Source organism: Rugamonas rivuli (genome assembly GCF_009380165.1).
GTDB classification, from domain to species: Bacteria; Pseudomonadota; Gammaproteobacteria; order Burkholderiales; family Burkholderiaceae_D; genus Rugamonas; species Rugamonas rivuli.
This window is the reverse complement of sequence record NZ_WHUF01000010.1, coordinates 38,276-60,834: the sequence shown is the minus strand read 5'-3', so window position 1 is coordinate 60,834 and position 22,559 is coordinate 38,276. Positions and strand designations below refer to the sequence as shown.

At 66.4% G+C, this 22,559-nt stretch carries 23 protein-coding genes; 5 read left to right on the top strand and 18 right to left on the bottom strand.

Annotation, left to right across the window (positions count from 1 at the left end):
* Positions 1-61 precede the first annotated feature (61 nt).
* A complete protein-coding gene (locus tag GEV01_RS27820) occupies positions 62-1,927 on the bottom strand; it encodes a glycosyltransferase 87 family protein (RefSeq protein WP_175023255.1) in 1,866 nt (621 codons plus the stop codon).
* A 90-nt stretch (positions 1,928-2,017) separates the two neighbouring features.
* Between GEV01_RS27820 and GEV01_RS27815 the strand changes: the two genes are divergently transcribed.
* Positions 2,018-2,392, top strand: coding sequence for a nucleotide pyrophosphohydrolase (locus GEV01_RS27815; RefSeq protein ID WP_152809246.1), 375 nt, complete (start codon positions 2,018-2,020; stop codon positions 2,390-2,392).
* Positions 2,393-2,400: 8 nt separating this feature from the next.
* On the opposite strand, the gene GEV01_RS27810 is transcribed toward GEV01_RS27815, so the two are convergent.
* From GEV01_RS27810 to GEV01_RS27765, 10 genes are all read right to left on the bottom strand, one after another.
* Positions 2,401-3,054, bottom strand: coding sequence for a Vgb family protein (locus GEV01_RS27810; RefSeq protein ID WP_152809244.1), 654 nt, complete (start codon positions 3,052-3,054; stop codon positions 2,401-2,403).
* Between the two features lie 53 nt (positions 3,055-3,107).
* Entirely contained in the window at positions 3,108-4,346 is a 1,239-nt protein-coding gene (locus tag GEV01_RS27805) for a helix-turn-helix domain-containing protein (RefSeq protein WP_152809242.1), read from the bottom strand.
* 22 nt (positions 4,347-4,368) lie between these two features.
* Complete coding sequence (locus tag GEV01_RS27800; protein WP_152809240.1) at positions 4,369-5,244, bottom strand: alpha/beta hydrolase; 876 nt, start codon at positions 5,242-5,244, stop codon at positions 4,369-4,371.
* A 140-nt stretch (positions 5,245-5,384) separates the two neighbouring features.
* Positions 5,385-7,829, bottom strand: a complete 2,445-nt coding sequence (locus tag GEV01_RS27795) for a TonB-dependent receptor plug domain-containing protein (RefSeq protein ID WP_152809238.1) — start codon at positions 7,827-7,829, stop codon at positions 5,385-5,387.
* Between the two features lie 52 nt (positions 7,830-7,881).
* Complete coding sequence (locus GEV01_RS27790; protein WP_152809236.1) at positions 7,882-8,403, bottom strand: RidA family protein; 522 nt, start codon at positions 8,401-8,403, stop codon at positions 7,882-7,884.
* Positions 8,404-8,426: 23 nt separating this feature from the next.
* The gene (locus tag GEV01_RS27785) at positions 8,427-8,861 is read right to left on the bottom strand and encodes a c-type cytochrome (RefSeq protein WP_152809234.1); all 435 of its coding nucleotides are present in this window, start codon (positions 8,859-8,861) and stop codon (positions 8,427-8,429) included.
* The gene (locus GEV01_RS27780) at positions 8,858-10,474 is read right to left on the bottom strand and encodes a flavin monoamine oxidase family protein (protein ID WP_152809232.1); all 1,617 of its coding nucleotides are present in this window, start codon (positions 10,472-10,474) and stop codon (positions 8,858-8,860) included. The genes GEV01_RS27785 and GEV01_RS27780 overlap by 4 nt, the downstream gene beginning before the upstream one ends.
* Before the next feature lie 268 nt (positions 10,475-10,742).
* Entirely contained in the window at positions 10,743-11,777 is a 1,035-nt protein-coding gene (locus GEV01_RS27775; RefSeq protein WP_152809230.1) for a Mu transposase C-terminal domain-containing protein, read from the bottom strand.
* A 19-nt stretch (positions 11,778-11,796) separates the two neighbouring features.
* Positions 11,797-12,588 carry a hypothetical protein gene (locus GEV01_RS27770; RefSeq protein WP_152809228.1) on the bottom strand — a complete coding sequence of 264 codons (792 nt, stop codon included), beginning with the start codon at positions 12,586-12,588 and terminating at the stop codon, positions 11,797-11,799.
* Positions 12,589-12,877: 289 nt separating this feature from the next.
* Positions 12,878-15,103 carry a DEAD/DEAH box helicase gene (locus tag GEV01_RS27765; RefSeq protein ID WP_152809226.1) on the bottom strand — a complete coding sequence of 742 codons (2,226 nt, stop codon included), beginning with the start codon at positions 15,101-15,103 and terminating at the stop codon, positions 12,878-12,880.
* A 295-nt stretch (positions 15,104-15,398) separates the two neighbouring features.
* On the opposite strand from GEV01_RS27765, the gene GEV01_RS27760 reads away from it, so the two are divergent.
* Positions 15,399-16,004, top strand: a complete 606-nt coding sequence (locus GEV01_RS27760; protein WP_152809225.1) for a hypothetical protein — start codon at positions 15,399-15,401, stop codon at positions 16,002-16,004.
* Positions 16,005-16,093: 89 nt separating this feature from the next.
* On the opposite strand, the gene GEV01_RS27755 is transcribed toward GEV01_RS27760, so the two are convergent.
* The 5 genes from GEV01_RS27755 to GEV01_RS27735 all read right to left on the bottom strand — a co-directional run bounded on the left by GEV01_RS27755 (position 16,094) and on the right by GEV01_RS27735 (position 18,470).
* Positions 16,094-16,339 carry a hypothetical protein gene (locus GEV01_RS27755; RefSeq protein ID WP_152809223.1) on the bottom strand — a complete coding sequence of 82 codons (246 nt, stop codon included), beginning with the start codon at positions 16,337-16,339 and terminating at the stop codon, positions 16,094-16,096.
* Positions 16,340-16,386: 47 nt separating this feature from the next.
* Entirely contained in the window at positions 16,387-16,698 is a 312-nt protein-coding gene (locus GEV01_RS27750) for a hypothetical protein (RefSeq protein WP_152809221.1), read from the bottom strand.
* A gap of 229 nt (positions 16,699-16,927) precedes the next feature.
* Positions 16,928-17,173 carry a hypothetical protein gene (locus tag GEV01_RS27745; protein WP_152809219.1) on the bottom strand — a complete coding sequence of 82 codons (246 nt, stop codon included), beginning with the start codon at positions 17,171-17,173 and terminating at the stop codon, positions 16,928-16,930.
* Between the two features lie 47 nt (positions 17,174-17,220).
* The gene (locus GEV01_RS27740) at positions 17,221-17,520 is read right to left on the bottom strand and encodes a hypothetical protein (RefSeq protein WP_152809217.1); all 300 of its coding nucleotides are present in this window, start codon (positions 17,518-17,520) and stop codon (positions 17,221-17,223) included.
* Positions 17,521-17,663: 143 nt separating this feature from the next.
* Positions 17,664-18,470, bottom strand: coding sequence for an SDR family oxidoreductase (locus GEV01_RS27735; RefSeq protein ID WP_152809215.1), 807 nt, complete (start codon positions 18,468-18,470; stop codon positions 17,664-17,666).
* A 72-nt stretch (positions 18,471-18,542) separates the two neighbouring features.
* On the opposite strand from GEV01_RS27735, the gene GEV01_RS27730 reads away from it, so the two are divergent.
* Both GEV01_RS27730 and GEV01_RS27725 read left to right on the top strand, forming a co-directional pair.
* The gene (locus GEV01_RS27730) at positions 18,543-20,171 is read left to right on the top strand and encodes a M28 family peptidase (RefSeq protein ID WP_152809213.1); all 1,629 of its coding nucleotides are present in this window, start codon (positions 18,543-18,545) and stop codon (positions 20,169-20,171) included.
* Between the two features lie 53 nt (positions 20,172-20,224).
* On the top strand, positions 20,225-20,923 hold the full coding sequence (locus tag GEV01_RS27725) for a dienelactone hydrolase family protein (RefSeq protein WP_152809211.1): 699 nt from the start codon (positions 20,225-20,227) through the stop codon (positions 20,921-20,923).
* 6 nt (positions 20,924-20,929) lie between these two features.
* Here GEV01_RS27725 and GEV01_RS27720 read toward each other — a convergent pair whose 3' ends face one another.
* The gene (locus GEV01_RS27720) at positions 20,930-21,436 is read right to left on the bottom strand and encodes a DUF2306 domain-containing protein (protein WP_152809208.1); all 507 of its coding nucleotides are present in this window, start codon (positions 21,434-21,436) and stop codon (positions 20,930-20,932) included.
* A gap of 129 nt (positions 21,437-21,565) precedes the next feature.
* Between GEV01_RS27720 and GEV01_RS27715 the strand changes: the two genes are divergently transcribed.
* Positions 21,566-22,009, top strand: coding sequence for a thioesterase family protein (locus GEV01_RS27715; RefSeq protein ID WP_152809206.1), 444 nt, complete (start codon positions 21,566-21,568; stop codon positions 22,007-22,009).
* A 16-nt stretch (positions 22,010-22,025) separates the two neighbouring features.
* Here the strand turns inward: GEV01_RS27715 and GEV01_RS27710 are convergent, their stop codons facing one another.
* A complete protein-coding gene (locus GEV01_RS27710) occupies positions 22,026-22,529 on the bottom strand; it encodes a DUF3016 domain-containing protein (RefSeq protein WP_152809204.1) in 504 nt (167 codons plus the stop codon).
* Positions 22,530-22,559: the final 30 nt, after the last annotated feature.

The following is a 22,559-nucleotide window of genomic DNA, read 5'->3' as shown; positions in this document are numbered from 1 at the left end:
CGAACGGCAGAAAACGGGGGCTAAAACGTTCAAAGGGCGCCATGGGCGCCCTTTGCTGCGGCTATGGGCCGACTTCGCACAACTGGTAGGGATAGGGCTCGTTGCCGATCGCCGCGCGGTGCACGCGGCAGGTGTCGAGCCGCACGTGCAGGCCGTAGCGCTGCAAGTCCTGGGCCGCCTTCTGCTGCACTTCCAGGTTGCGGGCCGCCAGGTCCATGCGGTATGGCGGCAGCAGCTCCAGGCGGCAGCGCGGCCCGTCCGGCTGCGCCAGCATCTCGACGCCGACGTGGAAGCGCACCTTCTTCATCATCCGCTCCAGCCGCGCGCAGCCGGCGTCGCTGCCGGTCTGGCCCAGCCAGGACACCAGCAGGTTTTTCTTCTCCAGCGTGATCTCCTCGTGGTTGGCGGCGCCGATCAGCATCACATAGTGGGTGCCGGAGCGGCTGGCCGCTATCGCGCGGATGCGCTCCAGGTAGGCCGGCGACTCCGGGAAGCCGCCCGCCAGCGCCACCACCGGCACCTGCGGCGGCAGCAGGGTGGCCATCCAGCCCATAGGCGGATCGCCGTGCGCGGTGTAGACCAGGCTGTGGGCCGGATCGGGCAGGCCGGGATCGTCGGCGCTGAAGCCGTTGGCGGTCCAGCCGCTGTGGCCCCAGGTGCTGAAGGGGAAGACCACGATGGCGCACAAGGTCAGCACCCAGGCGCCGGCGCGGCGGGCCAGCGCCGGCTTGCACAGGCGCTGCAGCAGCAGCCACACCGCCAGCGGCGCGAGCAGCTCCAGCGGCACCAGGTAGCGGTAGATGCCGAACAGCTTGAGCCAGCCCACATAGCCCAGCGCAAAGAACACCAGCACGAAGCGCGTGCGGCCGTCGGCGTCCGCTGCCGACGCAGGCGCCGATGCCGGTGCAGGGGCGCTGCGCAGGCGGCCGGCCACCAGGCGCAGCGCCAGCGCGATGAACAGCAGGTAGACCACGGGCCAGATCAGCTGGCGCATCACCAGCTCGGACACGCGATGGCCGTCCAGCGTGAAGATGAAAGGCCACAGCAGCGCTTCCGCCAGGCCGTGCGGCAGGTGCGCGGTGTCCGCCACGCCGACCGGCAGCGCCAGCGGGCTGCGGAACAAGTCGTTCATTTGCGGGAACAGCGGATTGCCGAAGGTCTGCCACATGCGCAGGAACCAGTGGCCGGCGGTGGCGGCCAGCCCGGCCAGCACCGCCACGCCGTACACCAGCGACAGGCGCAGGCGCTGCCACCAGCTGCCGCCCATGGTCAGCAGCGCCATGCACAGCGCCAGCGCGAAGGTGGCGTTGGTCAGCTTCAGGCCCGTGCCCAGGCCCATGACCAGGCCGGACAAGGCCAGCCAGCCGACGGCGCCCCGGTCCAGGGCACGCCAGCGCGGCCAGTGGCGCAGCACCAGGTACAGCGACGCCAGCACGAACAGCGCGATCATGTTGTCGCCCATCGAGTTGCCCAGTTCGGACAGGAAGCCCGCGCCCAGCGTGCCGGCCAGCGCCAGCAGCAGCGGCAGGCGATGGCGGTCGGCGGCGTCCGGCGCCGGCAGCAGCAGGCGCGCGATGGCCAGCACCAGCACGAAGTTCAGGCCGTGCAGCGCGCCCATGGCGAAACCGGCCAGCGGCGCAGGCAGCGCGCGGTTCAAACCGTAGTACAGCAGGTCCAGCGTAGGATTGAAGTAGCTTTGCCACTGCCCCGGCGACAGGTCGAAGCCGATGCGGCCGTTGAGCAGCGCGTAGGCGTTGTAGAGGTGGTAGTTGCGCAGGTCCCAGTTATTGTCCTGGCCCAGCAGCAGCGACAGTGCGCCGAATAGCAGCGGCGCCAGCCAGGCGGCGTGGCGCAGGGCGCCGGGGCGGTTGAAGCGCGCGGTGCGGCGGTCGTACCAGCGCCCGATGGCGCCGAAAAAATTCTGCATAAGGTGAAGTGGAGTGAGGCGCGCGGCGAAGGCCGGGCAAAGCGGCGATGGTATCATGGCGGCACCGACTTTCCTCTGCCACCGCCCATCATGACGACTCACGCCTCCCCTTCCGCCGCCGACAGCCTGACCGCGCTGCGCGACCTGACCCGCCAGTTCGCCGGCGAGCGCGATTGGCAGCAGTTCCACACGCCGAAGAACCTGGCCATGGCGCTGTCGGTGGAAGTGGCGGAACTGGCCGAGCATTTCCAGTGGCTGAAGACCGGCGCCGACGACGAACTCGATGACGCCAAACGCACCGCCATCCGCCACGAGCTGGCCGACGTGCTGCTCTACCTGGTGCAGCTGGCCGACAAGCGCGGCGTCGACCTGTACGCGGCCGCGGTGGAAAAGATGGCGCTCAATGCGGTCAAGTATCCGGCTGCCCAAGTGCGCGGCGACGCCCGCAAGTACAACGAATACTGAAGCTTTCCCTACTGCGGACGGCGCACCGCGCGCACCTTGCCACTGCCGCCGCCACCGGCGTAGAACAGCCCTGCGCCGTCCGATTCCAGGCCGCTGACGCCTACGCCTTCCGGCATCTCCAGCCGCTCCAGCACGGCGCCGCTGTGCGGATCGATGCGGCGGATATCGCTCTCGTCCCCTTCCCAGGTACCGTGCCACAACTCGCCGTCCACCCAGCTGACGCCGGTGACGAAGCGGTTCGAAGCTATGCTGCGGATGACCGCGCCGGTGGCCGGGTCGACCTGGTGGATCTTGCGGTCGCGGTACTGGCCCACCCACAGGCTGCCCTCGGCCCAGGCCAGGCCGGAGTCGTAGCCGTCGCCCGGCGCCGGGATCGACGCCAGCACCTGGCCGCTGGCGGGGTCGATCTTGTCGATGCGCCGTTCGGCGATCTGGTACAGATACGTGCCGTCGAAGGCGGTGCCGGCGTCGCTGGCGATATCCAGCGCGCAGGTAGTGTCGCCGCTGGCGGGATCGAAGGCGATCAATTTGGCGCCGGTCGCGGCCCAGACGCGCTGGCCGTCGTGGGTGACGCCGTGGATGCGCTCGACGCCGTCGAAGGGGCCGTATTCGCGCACGATTTCGGCCGGCCGGGTCTTGGTTTTGGATTTGCTGGTGTTCATTGCTGCCTCCTGAGTCGGTTGGGTGGGCCGCATCGCGGCGCCGCAAGTGAACTTTATTCCAACGGCAGCGCCGCAGGGAGTAACAAGATTGTCGTGTATCCGGCCAGCGGCGGCGCCAGCCAGCGGCGCGTGCGCGCGCGGCCGATGGGACGCACGCGGCCGGCCTCCTCCAGCTCGGCCAATGCGCGCTGCACGGTGCGCTGGCTGGCGCCCAGGGCCAGCGCCAAGGCCGATGTCGACCAGGCCGCGCCGTCGGACAGCAGCGCCACCAGCGCGGCCTGCTCGCCGGCGATGGGCGGGGCCAGCACGGCGACATCGCGTCCCGCCAGCGGCTGCAGGACGAAGCCGCGCGCGGTGGCGGCGATCTGCGCCTGATCGGCGACCAGCGCGCGCAGGCGGCCGATTTCGACCCGCAGGCGGGCGCGGTGGGTGGCGTCGGGGTCGCGGGTGCGGAAGGCGGATTCGATCAGCGCTTCGCGGGCGACGTCGCCGGGCCAGGCCTCGGCCAGCGAGCGCGCCAGGGCGAACAGCAGCGGGCGGCGGGCCAGCGGTTGCCACTTGCCGCCGCTGCCCAGTCCACGACGACAGGCGTCGACCATCAGTGTGTCGGAGGCCAGCAGCGCCGCCACTTCGCCTAGGCGCAGCAATTGCTCGCCGCCGGCCGCCAGGCGCAATGCGGCGGGACGGTCGAGCGCTGAGCGGGCCTCCGCCACTTCGGCCAGCAGCGCCGGAATGCCGGCCCGCTCGGCCGCCGCGTGGGCCTGCTCCAGCGCCGCCTGCGCGGGGCCAATGCGCAGTGAACGCAGCGCCAGCTCCGCTGCAGCCAGCCCGGCCACCGCCGCCAGTGCAGGCGGCACGGGCAAGGTGGCGCGTGCGACGCGCGCGTCGGACTGCGCCAGCGCCGCGCCGGCTTCTTCCAGGCGGCCGAGCAGCAGCAGGCGGCGTACCGCGATCAGCCGGGCATGCAGCGCGTTGGCGTGGTCGGCGTGCGCGTCCAGCGTGGCTATCGCCGCCGTCAGCGCGCGCGGCGATGCGGTGAAGTCGCGCACGGCCAGCGCCACCTCGGCCTCGGCGATCACGCAGCGGGCACGCGACAATTCTTCATGGGAGCCGAAACCGCGCGCGGCCCGCCGCAGCAATTCACGCGCACGACCATGCTCGCCCAGCTGGGCCATGGCGATGCCGCGCAAGGCCAGCGCGGGCGGGTCGTCGCGCAGGGCGACGCGTTTGAGGGCGCCGAGCGCGTCCCCGGCTGCGAGGGCGCGTGCGGAGGCGGCGATCAGGGAATCCATGGTGGCGGCGCGCGGGAAGGCGCTACCGGCCCAGCGCCTTGCGGATCTGTGCCGACACGATGGTCCACGACGGCGAGCTGGCCGCCACCTCGTCGTAATGGCTACCGCCCGGCAGCACGATCACCTCGGCCTGGTCGCCCGCCGCCTGGGCGCGGCGCGCATAATCCTGCCCCGCGCGCAGCGGCGAGATGGTATCGAATTCTCCGTGGATCAGCACCGTGCGCACGCCGGCCGGCAGCAGCTCGGCGGGCGACGTGTCGGAAAAGATGTCCGGCCGCGCCGCGCTGGCGGTGCCGGCCAACTGCGCCATGTCGCGGTCGCAGCTGGTCTTGATCAGCGACTGCTCGTTGCGCAGATCGGCCAGCCCGCCCAGGCTGATCACGGTGGACACCGGCAGCGGATCGGCCACATACAAGGGACTGCTGCGTGGCAGACGCGCGCGCGAAGCCGCCCACTGCGCCAGATGGCCGCCGGCCGAATGCCCGACCAGCACGATGCGCGACAGGTCCAGGCGACGCTCCGTCGCCAACGTACGCAGGCGATCCAGCGCCGTGGCGACGTCGTGGTACATGCCGGGATAGCCGCCGCCCTCCTCGTCGAAGCGGCGATACTCGACGTTCCAGACCGCGATGCCCTGCTGCTGCAAGGCCCCTGCCATATTGTGCATCTGCGTGATGCCGCCGAACTCCTTGGTCCAGCAGCCGCCATGGACGATCACCGCGACCGGGAACGGGCCGTCGCCGGGCGGCTGGAACAGTTCCGCGAACTGCGAAGGCGCCGGGCCGTAAGCCACATGCTGCGTCGGCGCCGGGCCGCTCAGCGCCAGATAATCCTGCAAAGTCATGGGTGCGGCGGCAATGGCTGCCGCCAGCAAGGTCGTTCCCACAGTATTCAACATGCGTGCGCTCCGTTTGACGATACCGTCATGCTACACGCAAAACCCCTGGGGTCAAGTCTGACAATCGGACACGAACTCCACCGTAGAAGCCTCTACAGCGGAGCTCGTGTCCAAATGTCAGACTTGACCCCAGGGTTGGTTTAGAACTTGTAGTTGGCGCGGGCGTAGTAGTAGCCGCCGTTGATGCCGAACGGCGAGAACGATGGCAGCACCGTCACCGCCGCGTTGTCGCCGGCGGCGCGCTGGTCAGCCAGCAGCGCCGGATTCACGCCATCCGGATACTTGTTGAACAGGTTGTTGGCCCCCACCGCCACCGACCACGCGGAATTGATCTTGTAGCCCACCTCCAGGTCGGTGATGGCCTTGGCCGAGATCTCGGTCTTGTGGTACACCGATCCGTCCTCGCTGCCATACTCCGACGACTTGCCGTAGATCGCCTCGCGCAGGTTAATGGTCCAGGCACCGATCTTCCACAACGCGCCCAGGTTGACCCGCACCCTCGGCGACGCCGTCTCCAGGTCCGAGATCGCAGTCTGGTCCAGCAGCGTTTGCGGCAGCAGCTGGGCCGGCGCCTGGTTGATCTTGGTGACTTCGACCTTGTTGTAGTTGGCCGCCACCGACCAATCCACCTTGCCCGCCGTGCCGTAGCTCTGGTTCAGCGTGGCGACGAACTCCAGCCCCCGGCTGCGCGTATCGACCGCGTTGGAGAAGATGTTGATGCCGGTCTGGCTGACGGTGCTGTCGAGGACATTGCCGTTGGCCTTGATCGCCGCCACCACCGCCGGCGAGTTGACCGATCCACCCGAGCCGTACAAGGCGCCCGAACCGACGATGCGGTCGCGGATCTTGATCTGGTAGACATCCAGCGTAATGGCCAGGTTGGCGGCCGGATTCAGCACCAGGCCGACACTGAAGTTGGTCGAGCGTTCAGGCTTGAGGCCATCCACGCCCACCAGCTTGGCGCCCGCCGAATTCGGCGCCAGCTGCACGAAGGCGCTGGTCGGGCTGACGTTGGTGGCCGAGTAGTATTCCTCGGCCAGCGTCGGCGCGCGGAAGCCGTTGCTGAAGGTGCCGCGCATGCCCAGCGCCGGCGAGACGTCGTAGCGGGCCGTGAACTTGCCCACCTTGGCGTTGCCGAAATCGCTGAAGTGCTCGTAGCGGCCGGCCAGGTCCAGCGTCAGGTCGGTAATCGGATTGCCGGCCAGGTCGACATAGGCCGCTTCGTTGGTGCGGCGGTGGCTGCCGGCGTCGGTCAGCGAGAAGCCCGGATACGACTGCGAGCCTTCCTTGTAGCGCGAGGCGGCGTCGCCCGCTTCGATCTCGTACTTGTCGATGCGGTGCTCAAGGCCGGCCGCCACGTTCAGCGGCTTGGCCCAGCCGATAGCAAACTCGCGGCTCGCCTCCAGCGTGGTGGTCAGCTGGCTGGCGATGAAGGAGCCGGCATGGAACACGGTCGGCGTGGTGCCGGTGTCGTTGAACAGCGAGACGTTGCCGGAATCGGCCACACCGATCTTGCTGGTGTCCTTGCCGTAGGTGCTGCTCAGGTCCATATTCCAGCCGCCCACCACGCCCTTGATGCCGCCGGTGAGCGCGTAGTCGTCCTGCTTCATGGTCTCCTTCGGCGAGAAGCCGGTCGGGTAGACCTTCGGCAGGCGGCTCGGCAGACGGTAGTTCTCATAGGCGCGCGCCTCCTTGTGGCCCCAGGTGGCGATGGCGTACAGCTGGCTGTCCGGCGCGAAGTCGTAGCCGAAGTTGGCCGCCAATACGTTCAGGTGGTACTGCGCGTCGCCCGAGATGTGGTTGACGTGCGGGTAGCCAGCCTGCTGGAACATGCCGGGATAGGCCGCCATGTTGGCGGCGGTGATCACGCGCGGGTCGATGCCGCCACGGTCGCTGTAGCCGTGGTACTTGGACTCGGCGGTCAGGCTCAGGTAGGCATCCTTGAACGGTTCGACGCCGACGTTGGCCGAGGCGTCCGCGGTGCGGCCGCCGCCGTCGGAGTAGCCGCCGCCGGTGGCGCTGGCGGTGCCGCCGTGGTTGTTCGATTTGAGGATGATGTTGATCACGCCGGCGATGGCGTCGGAGCCGTATTGGGCGGCCGCGCCGTCCTGCAGCACTTCGATGTGGTCGATCGCGGCGACCGGGATGTAGTTCAGGTCAGCGGCCGCGCCGCCCTGGTATGGCCCGCCCAGCACGGCCAGGTTGGCGGTGCCGTGGCGGCGTTTGCCGTTGATCAGCACCAGCGTGTTGTTCGGGCTCAGGCCGCGCAGGCGGGCCGACAGCGTCAGGTTGGCGGTGTCGCCGCCGAAGGCTTGGGCGGTGAACGACGGCAGGTTCTGCGCCAGCGCCTGGATCAGGTCCGGCTGGCCGGTGCGCTGCAGCGAGGCCGAGTCCAGCACCTGGATCGGCGAGGCGCTGTTCTCCACCTTGATGCCGCTGGAGCGGGTGCCGGTGACGATCACCGCGCTGACGACGGCGTCGTCGGCTGCTGCGGCGGCATCGGCCGCGGCATCGGCTGCGTTGGCGCCCATCGCCAGGGTGGACAGCACGGCGGCGACGCCGGTCTTGAGTATGGCCTTATGCATGGTAAATCCCCATTGAATGAAAAAGAAAGTAAGACCTCACAACTGCTGCGTTTTATTTTTTTGCGGCGACGACTTCGATTTCCACCAGCCAGCCCGGATTGCTCAGCGCCGCCACCTGCACCACGGCGCGCGCGGGCAGGTTGGGCTGCGCGCCGCCGAAGTACTGGGTGTAGGCTTCCATGAAGCCCTTGGTGTCGGCCTTGCCGCCCTTGGCCGGATCGCCGACCAGGTAGACGGTCATCTTCACCACGTCCGGCATATCGAGCTGCATGCTCTCCAGGGCTTCCTTGATCTTCTTCAGCACCGATTCGGATTGCGCGCGCGTGTCGCCGAAAGCGGCCACGCTATCGGGCGGCGCGCTCTTGTCGGCGACGGCCGGCACCTGGCCGCTGACGAAGTGGATGGTGGCGGTGGCAGGCACGCTGACAGCCAGCGCGATCGGGAAGTCCGAGCCGGGGATCTTGTGGCGGACGATGTCGGCGGCTTTCGGCGCGGCCTTGGGCGCGGCGATGGCGGCGCCGGACATGCATGCCAGCGCGGCGGGGATCAACAGGGTGGCGATAGCTTTGTTCATGCGGTGTGCTCTTTCAGTGTTTGTCAGTGTTTGTTGGACATCTGGCCGTTGCTAAAATGGTCGACTTGCAGCGTGTCGCGCAGGGCCAGCACCTCGGACTCGCTCAGCGGCGTGGCGCGGTTGCCCCAGTTGCTACGCACGAAGCTGAGGATGGTGGCGATCTCGTGGTCGCTCAGGCTATCGCTGAAGTCGGGCATGCCGCCCCGCCCTTTCAGCAGCACCGTCGCGACCTCCGCGCCCTTGCCCTGCACGAAGCTGTTCCCCGCCAGCGCCGGGAAGGCGCCGGGTATGCCCTTGCCGCTGGCCTGATGACAGGCCGCGCAGTTCTTCAGGAACAGCGCCTTGCCATCGCCCGGTGCGGCCGCGCCCTGCGCATCCTGGGCACGTGAAGGCGCGGTGGCGCCGGCCGCCAGCGCGGCGACGACGACCATCGCCGCCTTGATCAATGCGTCCTTCATGCGCTGGCCCTTTCATGGATTTTGGCGATCTGCTGCCACGCCGATTCGATGGCGCCGGCCTGCCAGCCGGTCAGGTAGCTCAGGTGTTCGCCGGCCAGCAGCACGCGGCCCTCGCCCTCCACCAGCGTCGGATACGCGGCGACGCGGGTCTTGTCGGTCCACTCGGCCCAGCCGCCCAGGTTGTACTGCACGCGGTGCCAGGCGACCGAGAACGCGGTCTCGAAGTTCTCCGTGTACTGCGGGAATATCTTCTGTCCCGCCTCCAGCGCGAACGCGGCGCGCTCCTTCGGCGTCAGCGCGCTGGTTTCGATGGCCGCCGTTTGGTACTGGTAGTACCCGAGCAGCACGCCCTTCTTCTTTTGCCAGCCGTAGGACGGCATGGAGATGGTGTTGATGCCTTTGAGGTCGGTGAGCACATGGCCGCCGTACAGGTGCTCGTCCTCCTCCCAGAAGCGGCGCTTCATCTGCAGGCCGATCTTGCCGACCGGCGCGTAGGCGACGGTGGCGACGGCCTTCTTGAACTTGTCCGAGAAGTCGGTATCGATCTGGCGCAGCACCGACAGCGGCATCGCGCACAGGCAGTAGTCGGCGCTGATGCTGGCGCTCTTGCCGGTGCCGGTGTCCTTGTAGGTGACGGTCACGCCCTTGTCGTTCTGGCGGATGGTCTGCACTTCCGAGCGGTAGCGGATGTTCTTGCCGACGCGCTTTTCAAACGCCCTGGCGATGGCGTCCATGCCGCCGACCGGCTGGAACATGGTGTTCTGCATCGGGAAGTCCTGCACCGCGCTGTAGACGTTGCCCAGCTTGGACGCCAGCAGATCCTTGAAGCCCAGCGGATCGGACGGCGTGCCCGGCCCCGGCGACAGGCCGGCGCCGGGATTGACGGCGTAGCCACGGCCGCTGCGGCCCTTGTATTGCAGGTCGGCGCCGGCCAGCTGGCCTTCGTGCGCCAGGTAGTCCAGCAGCAGGCGCTGGTCGTCGGCGGTCAGTTCCTGGTCGAGGTGGTGGCCCTTGACCGACTTGGCCAGCAGCTCGGAGACGTGGCCGCGCATGTCGGCCTTGATCTCGGCCACGCGCATGCGCTTGCCGGCGTAGGGGCCGGCGTTCTCGGAGTAGACGAAGGCGTGGTCGTTATCGTTGACCATGACTTCCAGCGGCACCTCGAACAGCCGCGTGTAGTGCAGCGTGGACTGGTGGTGCAGCGGGATGCGCCATGGGCCGTGGTTGATGTATTGGCCTTCGTCGAAGTCGCAGGTCTGCTTTTCGCCTCCGAGCTCGGTCAGGCCGAAGCCTTTGCGGGCGGTCTGGCAGCGGCCGCCGGCGAAGCCGCGCGCTTCGAGGATCTGGCAGTGGTAGCCCAGCTTGCCCAATTCATAGGCGGCGGTCATGCCGGCCAGGCCGGCGCCCAGTATCAGCACCTTCTTGCCCTTGCCGCTGCCGCTCAGCGCAGGCGGCGCGGAGGCGGTGGAGCCTATGCCCATGCCCCAGGCGTTCATGGTGTTGAGCAGCAGGCTGGTGCCGCCGACGGCGGCGGCACGGTATAGAAAGTCCCTTCGGCTAAATGAGCTAAATGAGCTAAACGGTTTAAATGGTTTGACTGTTTTACTGTTCATCTGCGTCCTCATGTGACTTGCGTTTCCATAGCTCCTATCTAGCAATCGGCGTGCCACGTCGTCAACGCATGGAGCCTTATGGAATAAGGGGAAACGACATCGAACAATGTGTTTTCATAGAACGGAGAAAGCGCGGTTTTCAGTTCAAAACCACGCTTCCGGCGACAGACTTTATTTGCGCGTCTGAGCAGGTGTTTTTGGTGCGCCGCACCAGCGGGATGCACGACGCACGGCGCCGGTTGGCGCCGTGTGCTATCGATATGGGAAATCAGTTAGCGTAGCTAACGTAAGCGTGCGTAGTGCTACGTAAGGGAGCGCTGAGGACTGCGGGGGCGGCGGAAGTGGGATGCGGCAGGCGGGCGATTTCCGACGCCGCCAGGTGGCGGTGCGCGCTGCTGCTGTCGGTCATGTGGCAGGCGTGGAACTGCATGGGTGCGTTCGGGTCCAGCAGATAGATCACGTCCATGTCGGCCGGATCGTAGGCGACGCGCACGCTCCATTGTCCGCGCAGGCGCGCGCGTTCGAACCAGCGTTCGTTGATGGCGCGCGCGCAGGTGTAGGTGCTGTCGAACAGCAGGATGCCGTCGCCGGTGACGGTGGCTTGCGCCGCCGGCATCAGGCTGCAACGCAGCAGCTGTTCGGGGTAGGTTTTCAGGCCGCCGCCGCGATGTGCCACGCCCCACTCCCACAACACGCGCGGTGTAGCGCCGCCGGCGTGGCGCAGCGGCTGGCGGTTGTTGTGGTACAGGATGGCGTCGATGACGATGCGGGTGAACTGGTCCAGATCGAGCACGCCGTCCAGCCGGGAGGGAGCGGCGGCGGTATCGGGTGTCAGCAGGCGGAAGCGCCTTGCCAGCACGGTGCGCCATTCGACGGGGCCTTCGTCGGCGACGGCGGTGCAGCGCAGGTTGAAGTTGTTCAGCAGCGTGTCGCGCTGGGTTTCGCGCTGAGTTGCGCCGCTCAGGGCGGCGCTGGTGTGCAGGGTTTCCGGCAGGTGGCGGCTGGGCCATAGGCCGGCCTCGATGCTGCGGCCGAAGCGCCGGCTGTAGCGCTGCTTGTCCGCGCCGCAGTGGGCCAGTGCCAGCATGGCGTGCTGCCAGCTAGCCGCGCCGATGCCGATATACACCCCGGCCACCATGCGGCTGAAGACGTCCACCGCCACGTAGACCAGCGGTTGGCCTATGGCCTGCTGGCGGTCGGCGCGCGAGACCAGCTGCACTTCGGCGCGCACCACGTCCAGGTAGAAGGTGGCGCCCGGCCGGCCGGCGATGGCCGCGCCATCGAACGCCTCGGCGGCCGGCATGCCGTTCGCGGGCGGCGCGTCAGCGGCGGCGGGCGACTTCCGGCGGGCGGTCGTCGTCGTGGTCCAGCCAGTAGTTGAACTGGCCGAAACTGGGCAGCTCGGCGGCCTGCGCGCCGGGCGTCGCCAGTACGCGGCCGCTGTCGGCGTCGATGCGGCGTTCGATGAAGAAGTCGGCCAGCATCTGCTGGTAGGCGCCCAGCCGCGAGAACCTGGCGTGGCCCGCCGCGTAGCGCGCGATGGCGACGCGGAAGGTGCGGCGGATTTCCTCGTCCGCGTTCAGGCCCGGGCCGTCGCCGGCGCCGTTCTTGCGCGGCCGCCCGCGCTTGATGCCGGCCGAAGCCTGGCGCACCTTGCCGCGTCCACCGGAGTTGCTGTAGTCGGGCAGCAGGGCGTTGGGCGTCTGCCCTCGCTGCCAGTAGCGGCGCAGGTAGCGGTAGATGGTCGGATGCGAGACGCCGTGCGTGGCCGTGGCCTGCGCGATCAGCTGGCCGCGCAAACGCGCCTCGTAAATGCCAGGTTCCTGTGCCACCAGCGGCTCGACGATCTCCCATGCGCGGGCGCGCAGTTGCAGGTGCTTGGGCGGCAGCAGCTCCTGGCTGACCACCATCAGGTAGGGATCGGCCGCCAGCACGCGCGCGTGGCCGGCGTGCAGGTCCGCATGCAGCGCCGACAGCCGGACCAGCTCCACCTCGGCCGAGCGCGCGGCCACGTCGAACACGTAGGCGTGGCTTTGCTCGGGGGCGATCCACAGGATGCGGACGGTGCGCGCGGATGGATGCGTGTAGTGCAGCAGGTCATTCCGCAGCAGCATCGGCGCCTCGTGCGGTGGAAGTCAGAAACAATGGGGACATTCCGTGCTCCTTGCTCAACGACTGATCGGTTTATCCCATTCGTAATGCAATAACCGGGCCAGAGGGCGCGCGCACCGCCCTGCCCTATGAAACCAATTGATTTCGCGGCAAGGTAAAGACTTTAAAGACTTGGTCAAGCTTGGTTGTGGTGCAATGCGCACAGCCGCCGCACCGCGTGCGTGCACGTTGGGGGCCATATGAAAACAGGGCCTTGCGGCCCTGTGCTGTACTACCTCAGTACTTTCAAGTTCAATACTTCTTCTTGAACTTGTCCTTGGCGGCGCCCAGCGCCGGCTTCTTAGGCGGCGTCGATTTGCCCGACTCCGGCGGCATGCGCTCGGCATGGCTGATCTTCAGCTGCGCGCCGCCGACCCACACTTTGCCCAGGTGCTTGAACAGCTCGGGCGGCATCCCGTCCGGCAGTTCCAGCATGCTGTAGGTGTCGAAGATCTCGATGCGGCCGATATGCTTGGCTTCCAGGCCCGCCTCGTTGGCGATGGCGCCGACGATGTTGGACGGCGTGGCCGCGTGGTTGCTGCCCACTTCAATGCGGAAGGCGCTCATCGGCAGGGCGATCTTGCCCGGCTTTTCCTTTTTCTTCTTCGGCGCGGCGTCTTCCAGTTCGGTCGACTCGACACGCGCGGCCTTGACCAGCGGCGACGATGCCGGTGCCGGTGCGGCGGCCGGCGCGCGCGCCGGTACCGGACGGGCCGCGACCGGTGCCGATGGCGCCGGTGCGCTGTCGCCGTTATCGCGGCTGATGCGCAGCTGCTGGCCGGCGACCTTGATGCCGGCCAGGTGATCGAGCACGTCGCCGGTCAGGTTGTCCGGCATATCGAGCACGCTGTAGTCGTCGTAGATTTCGATGCGGCCGATGTGCTTGGAGTCGATGCCGCCTTCGTTGGCGATGGCGCCGACGATATTGCCCGGCTTGACGCCGTGCTGGTAGCCCACTTCAATGCGGAAGGTCTGCATGCCAGGATCGGCGGCGCGCACGATGCGTTCCTTTTTCGGGAAACGCTCGCTGCGGTCCGGACGGTCGCCGCCGCGGTCGAAGCGTTCGGCGCGGTCGCCACGGTCGTTGCGTTCGAAGCCGACTTGACGGCCCGGGCGCTCGTCCCAGGTCGCGGCAGCCACCTGCTGCTTTTTATCGAGCAGCAGCGGCACATCGCCGCGCGCCATCTTGGCCAGCGCGGCGGCGATTTCGATCGCCGGGATATTCTGTTCGCGTTCGAAGTCCTCGATCAGCGACTGGAACTGTTCCAGCTCGCCCTGGGCCAGGGTTTCGCTGATCTGCGATTTGAACTTGGCGATGCGGACATCGTTGACGGCCTGGATGGTCGGCAGCTCCAGCATGCCGATTGGCTGGCGGGTGGCGCGTTCGATCGATTTGAGCAGGTTCTTTTCACGCGGGGTGATGAACAGGATCGCCTCGCCGCTGCGGCCTGCGCGGCCGGTGCGGCCGATGCGGTGGGTATAGCTTTCCGGATCGTGTGGCACGTCGTAGTTGACCACGTGGCTGATGCGCTCCACGTCCAGGCCGCGCGCGGCGACGTCGGTCGCCACCAGGATGTCGATCTTGCCGTCCTTGAGCTGCTGGATGGTGCGTTCGCGCTGCGCCTGCTGGATGTCGCCGTTGATGGCGGCGGCCGAGAAGCCGCGCGCTTGCAGCTTCTGCGCCAGTTCCTCGGTACCGAGCTTGGTGCGCGAGAAGATGATCATGCCGTCGAAGTTCTCGGCTTCCAGGATGCGGGTCAGCGCGTCCAGCTTGTGCATGCCGGACACCAGCCAGTAGCGCTGGCGGATGTTTTCATTGGTGCCGGTTTTGGCGGCGACCGTGATTTCCTTCGGATTGCGCAGGTAGGTGTTGGCGATGCGGCGGATGGCCGACGGCATGGTGGCCGAGAACAGCGCGGTCTGGCGCGACTCCGGGGTCTCCTGCAGGATGCGTTCGACGTCGTCGATAAAGCCCATGCGCAGCATTTCGTCGGCTTCGTCCAGCACCAGCGTTTTCAGCTTGGACAGGTCGAGCGAACCCTTGTCCAGGTGATCGATGACGCGGCCCGGGGTGCCGACGACGACGTGCACGCCGCGGCGCAGGGCCGACAGCTGCGGGCCGTAGCTTTGGCCGCCATAGATCGGCAGCACGTGGAAGCCTGGGATATGCGTAGCGTAGGTCTGGAAAGCTTCGGCGACCTGGATCGCCAGTTCGCGCGTCGGCGCCAGCACCAGCGCTTGCGGCGTGGTCTGTTTGATATCGAGGCGCGACAGGATAGGCAGCGCGAAGGCTGCGGTCTTCCCCGTACCCGTTTGCGCCTGGCCCAGGACGTCCTGGTTATCCAGCAGCGACGGGATGGTCGCGGCCTGGATAGGCGAAGGCGACTCGTAACCGACTTCTTTCAGCACTTTGATCAGGGGTGCGCTGAGGTTCAGGTCGGTGAAAAGGGTAATGGGGGATGTTGGGGTTTCAGACATGGCGTCACTCACAAGTATGTTCGAATCGCCTAATTGCGAAAGAAATTTGTGCGTAGTTTACTCTCTATCGACACTTTAAGCCGGTTTTTGGGCAAAAACGGCGATTTGCAGCCAAAAGCGCGACGTTCCCTTCAGGATACGTAGAGGGGGTGGCGCATACCGGACCTTGTGGCAAACGCCCTCTTTTCGACCTCTCTTTTGCTCTCTTTTCCCGGCAGCCCTCCTCTTTTGAACTTCCGCCGGAGTTTGAGGTCAAAAGAGAGGTAGGAAGGTCAAAAAGAGAGGAGAAATGAGGATGTTTACCACAATGAGCGTGCAGCTGCCCACCCACACCCTGCTCCAGCTGGTCGAACGCCTGCGGTCCCGTGGCGGATCGCAGGACATGTCGGAGGCCATCAGTTCAGCGGTCCAGCTCTGGCTCGACGGGCAAAGCGCGGATGCCGATTTCGAAGCGGCGGACACGCGCGGCTACCAATGGAAGTCACTGTTTCTGCCTGAGGGCACCGTCTTGCGGTCATGGAGTTATGGCGAACATAACTACGCGCGGGTTGAAGGCGAGGAAATCATCCACAAAGGTAAAGCCGTCTCGCCGAACCAGTTCGCGCGCTCCTTCGCGCGCACCACGCGCAACGCCTGGTTTGATCTATCGATCCGCCGGCCTGGTGAAAAGCACTTCAAGATGGCAGCCCTGCTGCGCAAGGAGCTGGCCGAGCAATCCACATCGCAGCGGAGCGCGGTGCCCGCCGCGCCTCCTGCAACGCCTGCGCCCATCGTAGCTCCGCAACCGACGGCAGCTACCGCCGCGCCGCCGGCCCGCCCCGGCAAATCTGAATTCGATCCTGGCTGGGATCTGCCCGAACGGCGCAAATTCCGCTACCGCGCCGAGGACATCGCCTTCTAAGCAAAAAAGACAGGCCTAAGCCTGTCTTTTCCCTTGCGCCGCCCAGGCCTGAGGTCCGGGGCGGCACGTCCTGCGCTAGCGGATGCGGATTACTTGCTGGCCGCTGGAGCCGATGCTGCCGGCGCCGGGGTCGAAGCTACCGGTGCGCTGGCGGCTTTGGCTGCCTTGACCTTCTTGTGATGCGCCTTCTTGGCCGGTGCGCTCGCTGCCGGTGCCGATGCGGCTGGCATCGGGGTCGAAGCGGCGGCGGTTGCAGGAGCCGAAGCGGCTGGAGCTTGAGCGAATGCAGCGCCTGCGAACAGGGTGGCGATCAGGGTAGCGATTACTTTTTTCATGATGTTATTCCTTGAATTGGTTTATATAGTTTAGCTAATTACTTGAATTACTTGCTTGCGACTACTTTGGTTTCTGCTTTGGTGTCTGCTTTCGCATCGGCGACTGGCGCTGCGACTTTAGATTCTTTGGCCTTGTGATGGACTTTGGTTTTGCCGGCGGTCTTCGTTTCAGCTTTGGCTTCGGTTTTCACTTCTGGCTTGGCTTCGGCTTTGACTTCGGCGGTTTTTACTTCAGCCTTCGCTTCGGTCTTCACCACGGCTGGCTTGGCAGCTGGTGCGGTGGTGGCGGCGACTGGCGCTTGTGCGAATGCTGCGGTTGCGAACAGGCCGGCGATCAGGGAAGCGATAATTTTGGTCATGATGTATTTCCTTTTTCTGGGTTTCGGCATCGGGACTATCCCGTGTCGCATGAGCAAAAAACGGGGCAGCCACCCGATCAGTTGACGCTCATTACAACCTCTTACCGACTCTTACACTCGCTTACAACTCGCCGAACGGCCAGCACTATGAAAACAAAAATGCCGCCCAGTGTGAACTGGGCGGCATTCGGGCCGAAGCCGTGCTGCGCTCCGCGCTAGCGGATGCGAATTACTTGCTGGCTGCTGGAGCCGATGCTGCTGGCGCCGGGGTCGAAGCTGCCGGTGCGCTGGCGGCTTTGGCGGCTTTGACTTTCTTGTGATGCGCCTTCTTGGCCGGTGCGCTCGCTGCCGGTGCCGATGCGGCTGGCATCGGGGTCGATGCTGCGGCAGTTGCAGGAGCCGAAGCGGCCGGAGCTTGTGCGAATGCGGCGCCTGCGAACAGGGTGGCGATCAGGGTAGCGATTACTTTTTTCATGATGTATTTCCTTTAATTGGTTTATATAGTTTAGCTAATTACTTAAATTACTTACTTGCTGCTACTTTGGTGTCTGCTTTCGCTGCTGCGACTGGCGCTGCGGCTTTGGATTCTTTGGCCTTGTGATGGACTTTGGTTTTGCCGTCGGTCTTCGTTTCAGCTTTGGCTTCGGCCTTCACTTCAGGCTTGGCTTCAGCTTTGACTTCGGCGGTTTTTACTTCAGCCTTCGCTTCGGTTTTCACCACGGCCGTCTTGGCGGCTGGAGCGGTGGTGGCGGCGACTGGCGCTTGTGCGAATGCTGCGGTTGCGAACAGGCCGGCGATCAGGGAAGCGATAATTTTGGTCATGATGTATTTCCTTTTTCTGGGTTTCGGCATCGGGACAATCCCGTGTCGCATGAGCAAAAAACGGCGCAGCCTCCCGATCAGTTGACGACCATTACAACCTCTTACCGACTCTTACACTCGCTTACAACTCGCCCAAAACCCGCTCAATGCGGTTTCACGTCATCCTTCAGCGCCGCCAGCGCCATGCGCTCCACCAGCCCGGGCGCGATCAGCTTCATCCAGCGACCCAGCTTGCCCTTTGCCGACATCACCACCTCGCGCCTGCGCGCCTGCATGCCGTCGACAATCAGCCGCGCGCACTCCTCCACCGTCATCGCCTTGTCTTCTTTCAGACTGCTGCTGCCCAGCGCCCCGCCGGCCGCGTTGAAGCCGCGATAGCGTATCTGCGTCGCCACCACACCCGGATAGGCGATCGTCACGCTCACCCCGGCCGCCTTCAGCTCCGCGCGCAGGGCCTCGAAGAAGCCGCTCATGGCGAACTTGGTGGCGCCGTAGGCCGTACGCCCAGGCACGCCGACCAGCCCCGCCAGCGACGACACCGCGACGATGCTGCCGCGCGACTGCTTCAGATAAGGCAGCGCCGCATGCGTGCACCACACGCTGCCCCACAGGTTAATCTTCATCAGCTCCTCATACCACGCCAGATCCGCGACCTCCTCGAACAGCGCATGCGCCGAACGCCCCGCGTTGTTGATCAGCGCATCGATGCGGCCGAAGCGCGCCACGCAGGCCGCCACCAGCGCCGCGCACTGCGCCTGCTGCGACACATCGGTGGGCACCACCAGCGTCTGCGCCCCGGCCGCCGCACACTGCGCGGCCACCTGCTCCAGCAGCGCGGCGTTGCGCGCCGCCAGCACCAGCGCCACGCCGGCGCCATGGCTATGCGCCAGCTGGCGCGCGATCTCGGCGCCGATGCCGTCCGAACTCCCGGTGATGACGATGACTTTCATGGCTCTTCCTTATTTTGGCAAGTACAGTAAGATAGCCCGCTTCTGCACCGAATCACACATCACGGAGTAAATATGCGTCTTCCAGCACTCGCAATCGCCGCCGGCCTAGGCCTGGCATCCCTGCACGCCGCCGCCCAGCAGGCCCCGGTCGTGACGGAGGCGCCGCTGCGCGCCCACCTGTCCTTCCTGGCCGACGACCTGTTCGAAGGCCGCGGCACCGGCCAGCGCGGCGGCGACCTCGCGGTGCGCTACCTGGAGACCCAGGCCGCCGTCATCGGCCTCAAGCCGCTGGCCGGCGGCGGCTACCGCATGCCGGTCAAGATCGAAGGCACGCGCCTGCTGGACAAGAGCTTCGTGCGCTTCGACGCCGGCGGCAAGAGCGTCACGCCGAAGAATGGCAGCGAGATCGTGTTCGGCACCGCCAGCGGCAAGAGCGCCGTCACCATCGACGCGCCGCTGGTGTTCGTCGGCTACGGCGCCATCGCGCCGGAAGAAAAATGGGACGACTACAAGGGCATCGACATGAAGGGCAAGGTGCTGGTCATGATGGTCAACGACCCGCAGCCCACCGCCGCCGAGCCGAACCGCTTCGCCGGCAAGGCCTACACCTACTACGGCCGCTGGCTGTACAAGTACGAAGAGGCGGTGCGCCAGGGCGCCGCCGGCGTGCTGCTGATCCACACCACGCCGTCCGCCTCCTACCCGTGGAGCGTGCCCGCCAACGGCTTCAGTCACGAGCGCTTCCACCTCGCCGTGGCCGGCAATCCGGTCGAAGGCTGGCTGCAGGAAGACACCGCGCGCGCGCTGTTCGCCGCCGCCGGCTTCGATCTCGACACCCTGCGCGCCCAGGCCGAAACCCGCGAGTTCCGCCCGGTCGACCTGAAGACCCGCGTGCACGCCGAAGTGCACAGCGCCATCCGCCGCATCGAGCAGTTCAACGTGGCCGGCATCGTGCCCGGCAGCGACGCCAAGCTGAAGGACCAGGCGGTGGTCTACTCGGCCCACTGGGACCATCTGGGCATGGACGAAGGCGTGCGCCGCGACGACCGCAGCGACCATATCTGGAACGGCGCCATCGACAACGCCTCCGGCGCCGCCGCCCTGCTGGCGATGGCGGCCGAAGCGGTCAAGCATCCGGCCAAGCGCACCCAGGTCTTCCTGTGGCCGGCCGCCGAGGAACAGGGCCTGCTGGGCAGCGCCGCCTACGTGCAGAACCCGGCCTGGCCGCTGGCGCTGACCACGGCCGACCTCAATCTGGACAGCATGAACTTCGTCGGCGCCACGCGCGACATCGGCGTGGCCGGGGCCGAGCGCAGCAGCCTGTACGAAGCGGCCGGCGAAGTCGCGCGCAAGATGGGCCTGAAGCTGGCGCCGGCCATCCCCGACCTGTCGGGCGCCTACTTCCGCGCCGACCACTTCAACTTCGCCAAGGCCGGCGTGCCCGCGTTTAACGTCGGCTCGGCGGTGTTCTCCGGCGACGGCCACTTCGAGTTCGTCAAGGATCCGGCCAAGTCGGCCGCGCGCCTGGTCGCCTTCAAGCAGGATTACCACCAGGTCAGCGACGAGTACCACGCCGACTGGGATCTGTCGGGCATGGTGCAGCAGGCGCAGTTCACGCTCAACCTCGGCTACGCGGTCGGCAACGCGCCGGCCATGCAGCGCTGGAAGGACGGCGACGCCTTCGGCAAGGTCAAACGCTGAACCGCAAAAAAAGGTAGGATGGCCGCTCCGTTCACCCACGCACAAGGAGCACCATGGAAACCAATAGCCACTGGATCGATATCGCCGCCGCCGACGGCGGCTTCGGCGCCTACGTCTCGCTGCCGCGCGGCGGCAAGGGGCCGGGCATCGTGCTGCTGCAGGAGATCTTCGGCGTCAACCAGCATATCCGCAATGTCGCCGACCAGTATGCGGCCGACGGCTATGTGGTGATCGCGCCGGACCTGTTCTGGCGCCACGGCGCCCGCATCGAGCTCGGTTACGACGACGCCGGCTGGAAGCGCGCCGTCGAACTGATGAACGCCACCGACTTCGCGCTGGCGCAATCGGACATCGCCGCCACCGTCAAGGCGCTGCGCGCGACCGAAGGCGTGGCAGACAAGATCGCCAGCATCGGCTTCTGCTTCGGCGGCCGCCTGTCCTACCACACGGCCGCCAACGGTCTGGTGGACGCGGCGGTGTGCTACTACGGCGGCGGCATCCACAACGCGCTCGATCGCGCCGGGCAGATCACCGTGCCGATGCTGATGCACTTCGGCGGCGCCGACAGCCACATCCCGCCGGCCGCCGTGCAAAGCATCGCCGAGACCTTCGGCGACAACGAGCAGGTCGAGATCCACGTCTACCCGGGCGCCGAGCACGGTTTCAACTGCAACCACCGCGCGTCCTACCAGCAGCGCGCCGCCGCCCAGGCGCACGGCAACACGCTGCTGTTCCTCGGCGAGCAGCTGTAGGTATCGCTAGGCGGTTGCAGCGGCCGCCGCCACGCCACGCACCCGGCGCAGGCGGCGCAGCTGCAACGTCACCCCGGCCAGGTACAGCAACAGCAGCACGCCGGTGGCCGCCTTCAGCTCGGGCGCCTCGGCGTCCGCCAGCAGCGGGTGGCCCAGCGGCAGGCGGGTGCTGGTCTCGGTGATGGCCGGGATCATGTGGAACAGGAAGGTGATCGAATACGCGCACACCGCCACCGCCGCCGAGCGCGCGCCGAAACGGCCCTGCCCGGCCCACCAGGCCAGGCCCAGCGTCAGCAGCGTGATGACGCCCAGCGCATGCGGCTTGCCGAAGCCGCCGTGGGCGAAGATGCCGAAGCCGGTCAGGCAGGTCAGCACGGTGGTGGCGATATACACCTTGCCGACCGTGTTGGCTGGCTCGATGCCGCGGTCGCGGATGAAGGCGATCACGCCGGCCGCCACGGCGACCAGGCTGATCAGGGTATGAATGACGCCGAGCTGGGTGAGACCATACATGGGATGTCCTTTCAAAGTTGGCACTTAGTTGCCACTCTGATAGTACTCCCGATTACCGGCGCGGTCCTATCCCGAAAGGGGCAGGCGCCGGCTGCGCTAGAATACGGGGATCGATACAGAGGTGAGCACATGGCCCGTTTGAAACTGGACTTCCCGGAAGACCAATACTATTTTTCCACCCAGCTGACGGTGCGCGTGACCGACATCAACGGCGCCAACCATCTGGGCAACGACTCGATGATCTCGATGATCTCCGAGGCCCGCGCCCGCTTCCTGTTCGACTTCGGCGTGCAGGAAACCGACAGCGAAGGCCTGGGCATCATCGTCACCGACCTCGCCACCACCTACCGCGCCGAAGCCCATGCGCGCGACCAGCTGCTGTTCGAGATCGGCGTGATGGACTTCAACCAGTATGGCGGCGACATCACCTTCCGCATCACCCGCCCCAAGGACGGCACGCTGGTGGCGATGGCCAAGTCGGGCTTCGTCTTCTTCAACTACAAGACCAGCCAGGTGACGCCGATGGCGCCCGAATTCCTGGCCAAGTTCCCCAAGGTCAACCGCCTCGACTGACGCCCGGCGGTGGCGCTCAGCGCGCCGCCACCTGCGGCACGATGGTTTTCTTGAACCAGTCGTCCAGCATCTGCTTCTCGTAGCGCAGCGTGTCGCTGTCGCTGTAGCGGCTCACGCCCTGCATGTAGTTCATATTGGACAGCTGCTCGTCGCCGCTGCGCAGCACCTTGCCGTCCTGCTCCAGCGTGTAGCGCAGATGCATGCGCGGCCAGTCGGCGCCGCCGTTCAGCACGCGGATATCCTCGCCGCCCGAGCGGCGCGGCCACAGGCGGCCCGCCAGGTCGATGTCCAGCACCTCGATCTTCAGGTTCTGGCCGGCCGGCAGCCGCTTGTTGAACGTGGCGAAATAATCGCTGAAATCCTTCAGCACGCGTTCGCGGTCGACGGCGTTGCGCGGCACGTCGGCGTAGTCGTCCGGCTTGACGTAGCTGACGGTGACGTCGGCCCAGGCGGCGCCGGCCAGCAGCGCCAGCATGGCGGCCAGCAGCGGCCGGGTGTAGGTTTTGCTCATGGTTCGCATTTGCTGCTCCTTCACGGTTCGAACTTCCAA

Excerpts from the sequence above, each read along its gene's own strand:
- GEV01_RS27775 (WP_152809230.1), bottom strand. The coding sequence starts at position 11,777 with ATGCCGGCCGCCGAGGCGTTCGATGGCGCGGCCATCGCCGGCCGGCCG.
- GEV01_RS27800 (WP_152809240.1), bottom strand. The coding sequence starts at position 5,244 with ATGTTGAATACTGTGGGAACGACCTTGCTGGCGGCAGCCATTGCCGCC.
- GEV01_RS27740 (WP_152809217.1), bottom strand. The coding sequence starts at position 17,520 with ATGACCAAAATTATCGCTTCCCTGATCGCCGGCCTGTTCGCAACCGCA.
- GEV01_RS27755 (WP_152809223.1), bottom strand. The coding sequence starts at position 16,339 with ATGAAAAAAGTAATCGCTACCCTGATCGCCACCCTGTTCGCAGGCGCT.
- GEV01_RS27760 (WP_152809225.1), top strand. The coding sequence starts at position 15,399 with ATGTTTACCACAATGAGCGTGCAGCTGCCCACCCACACCCTGCTCCAG.
- GEV01_RS27790 (WP_152809236.1), bottom strand. The coding sequence starts at position 8,403 with ATGAACAAAGCTATCGCCACCCTGTTGATCCCCGCCGCGCTGGCATGC.
- GEV01_RS27785 (WP_152809234.1), bottom strand. The coding sequence starts at position 8,861 with ATGAAGGACGCATTGATCAAGGCGGCGATGGTCGTCGTCGCCGCGCTG.
- GEV01_RS27805 (WP_152809242.1), bottom strand. The coding sequence starts at position 4,346 with ATGGATTCCCTGATCGCCGCCTCCGCACGCGCCCTCGCAGCCGGGGAC.
- GEV01_RS27715 (WP_152809206.1), top strand. The coding sequence starts at position 21,566 with ATGGCCCGTTTGAAACTGGACTTCCCGGAAGACCAATACTATTTTTCC.
- GEV01_RS27815 (WP_152809246.1), top strand. The coding sequence starts at position 2,018 with ATGACGACTCACGCCTCCCCTTCCGCCGCCGACAGCCTGACCGCGCTG.
- GEV01_RS27780 (WP_152809232.1), bottom strand. The coding sequence starts at position 10,474 with ATGAACAGTAAAACAGTCAAACCATTTAAACCGTTTAGCTCATTTAGC.
- GEV01_RS27750 (WP_152809221.1), bottom strand. The coding sequence starts at position 16,698 with ATGACCAAAATTATCGCTTCCCTGATCGCCGGCCTGTTCGCAACCGCA.
- GEV01_RS27720 (WP_152809208.1), bottom strand. The coding sequence starts at position 21,436 with ATGTATGGTCTCACCCAGCTCGGCGTCATTCATACCCTGATCAGCCTG.
- GEV01_RS27810 (WP_152809244.1), bottom strand. The coding sequence starts at position 3,054 with ATGAACACCAGCAAATCCAAAACCAAGACCCGGCCGGCCGAAATCGTG.
- GEV01_RS27710 (WP_152809204.1), bottom strand. The coding sequence starts at position 22,529 with ATGCGAACCATGAGCAAAACCTACACCCGGCCGCTGCTGGCCGCCATG.
- GEV01_RS27730 (WP_152809213.1), top strand. The coding sequence starts at position 18,543 with ATGCGTCTTCCAGCACTCGCAATCGCCGCCGGCCTAGGCCTGGCATCC.
- GEV01_RS27745 (WP_152809219.1), bottom strand. The coding sequence starts at position 17,173 with ATGAAAAAAGTAATCGCTACCCTGATCGCCACCCTGTTCGCAGGCGCC.
- GEV01_RS27795 (WP_152809238.1), bottom strand. The coding sequence starts at position 7,829 with ATGCATAAGGCCATACTCAAGACCGGCGTCGCCGCCGTGCTGTCCACC.
- GEV01_RS27725 (WP_152809211.1), top strand. The coding sequence starts at position 20,225 with ATGGAAACCAATAGCCACTGGATCGATATCGCCGCCGCCGACGGCGGC.
- GEV01_RS27735 (WP_152809215.1), bottom strand. The coding sequence starts at position 18,470 with ATGAAAGTCATCGTCATCACCGGGAGTTCGGACGGCATCGGCGCCGAG.
- GEV01_RS27765 (WP_152809226.1), bottom strand. The coding sequence starts at position 15,103 with ATGTCTGAAACCCCAACATCCCCCATTACCCTTTTCACCGACCTGAAC.
- GEV01_RS27770 (WP_152809228.1), bottom strand. The coding sequence starts at position 12,588 with ATGCTGCTGCGGAATGACCTGCTGCACTACACGCATCCATCCGCGCGC.
- GEV01_RS27820 (WP_175023255.1), bottom strand. The coding sequence starts at position 1,927 with ATGCAGAATTTTTTCGGCGCCATCGGGCGCTGGTACGACCGCCGCACC.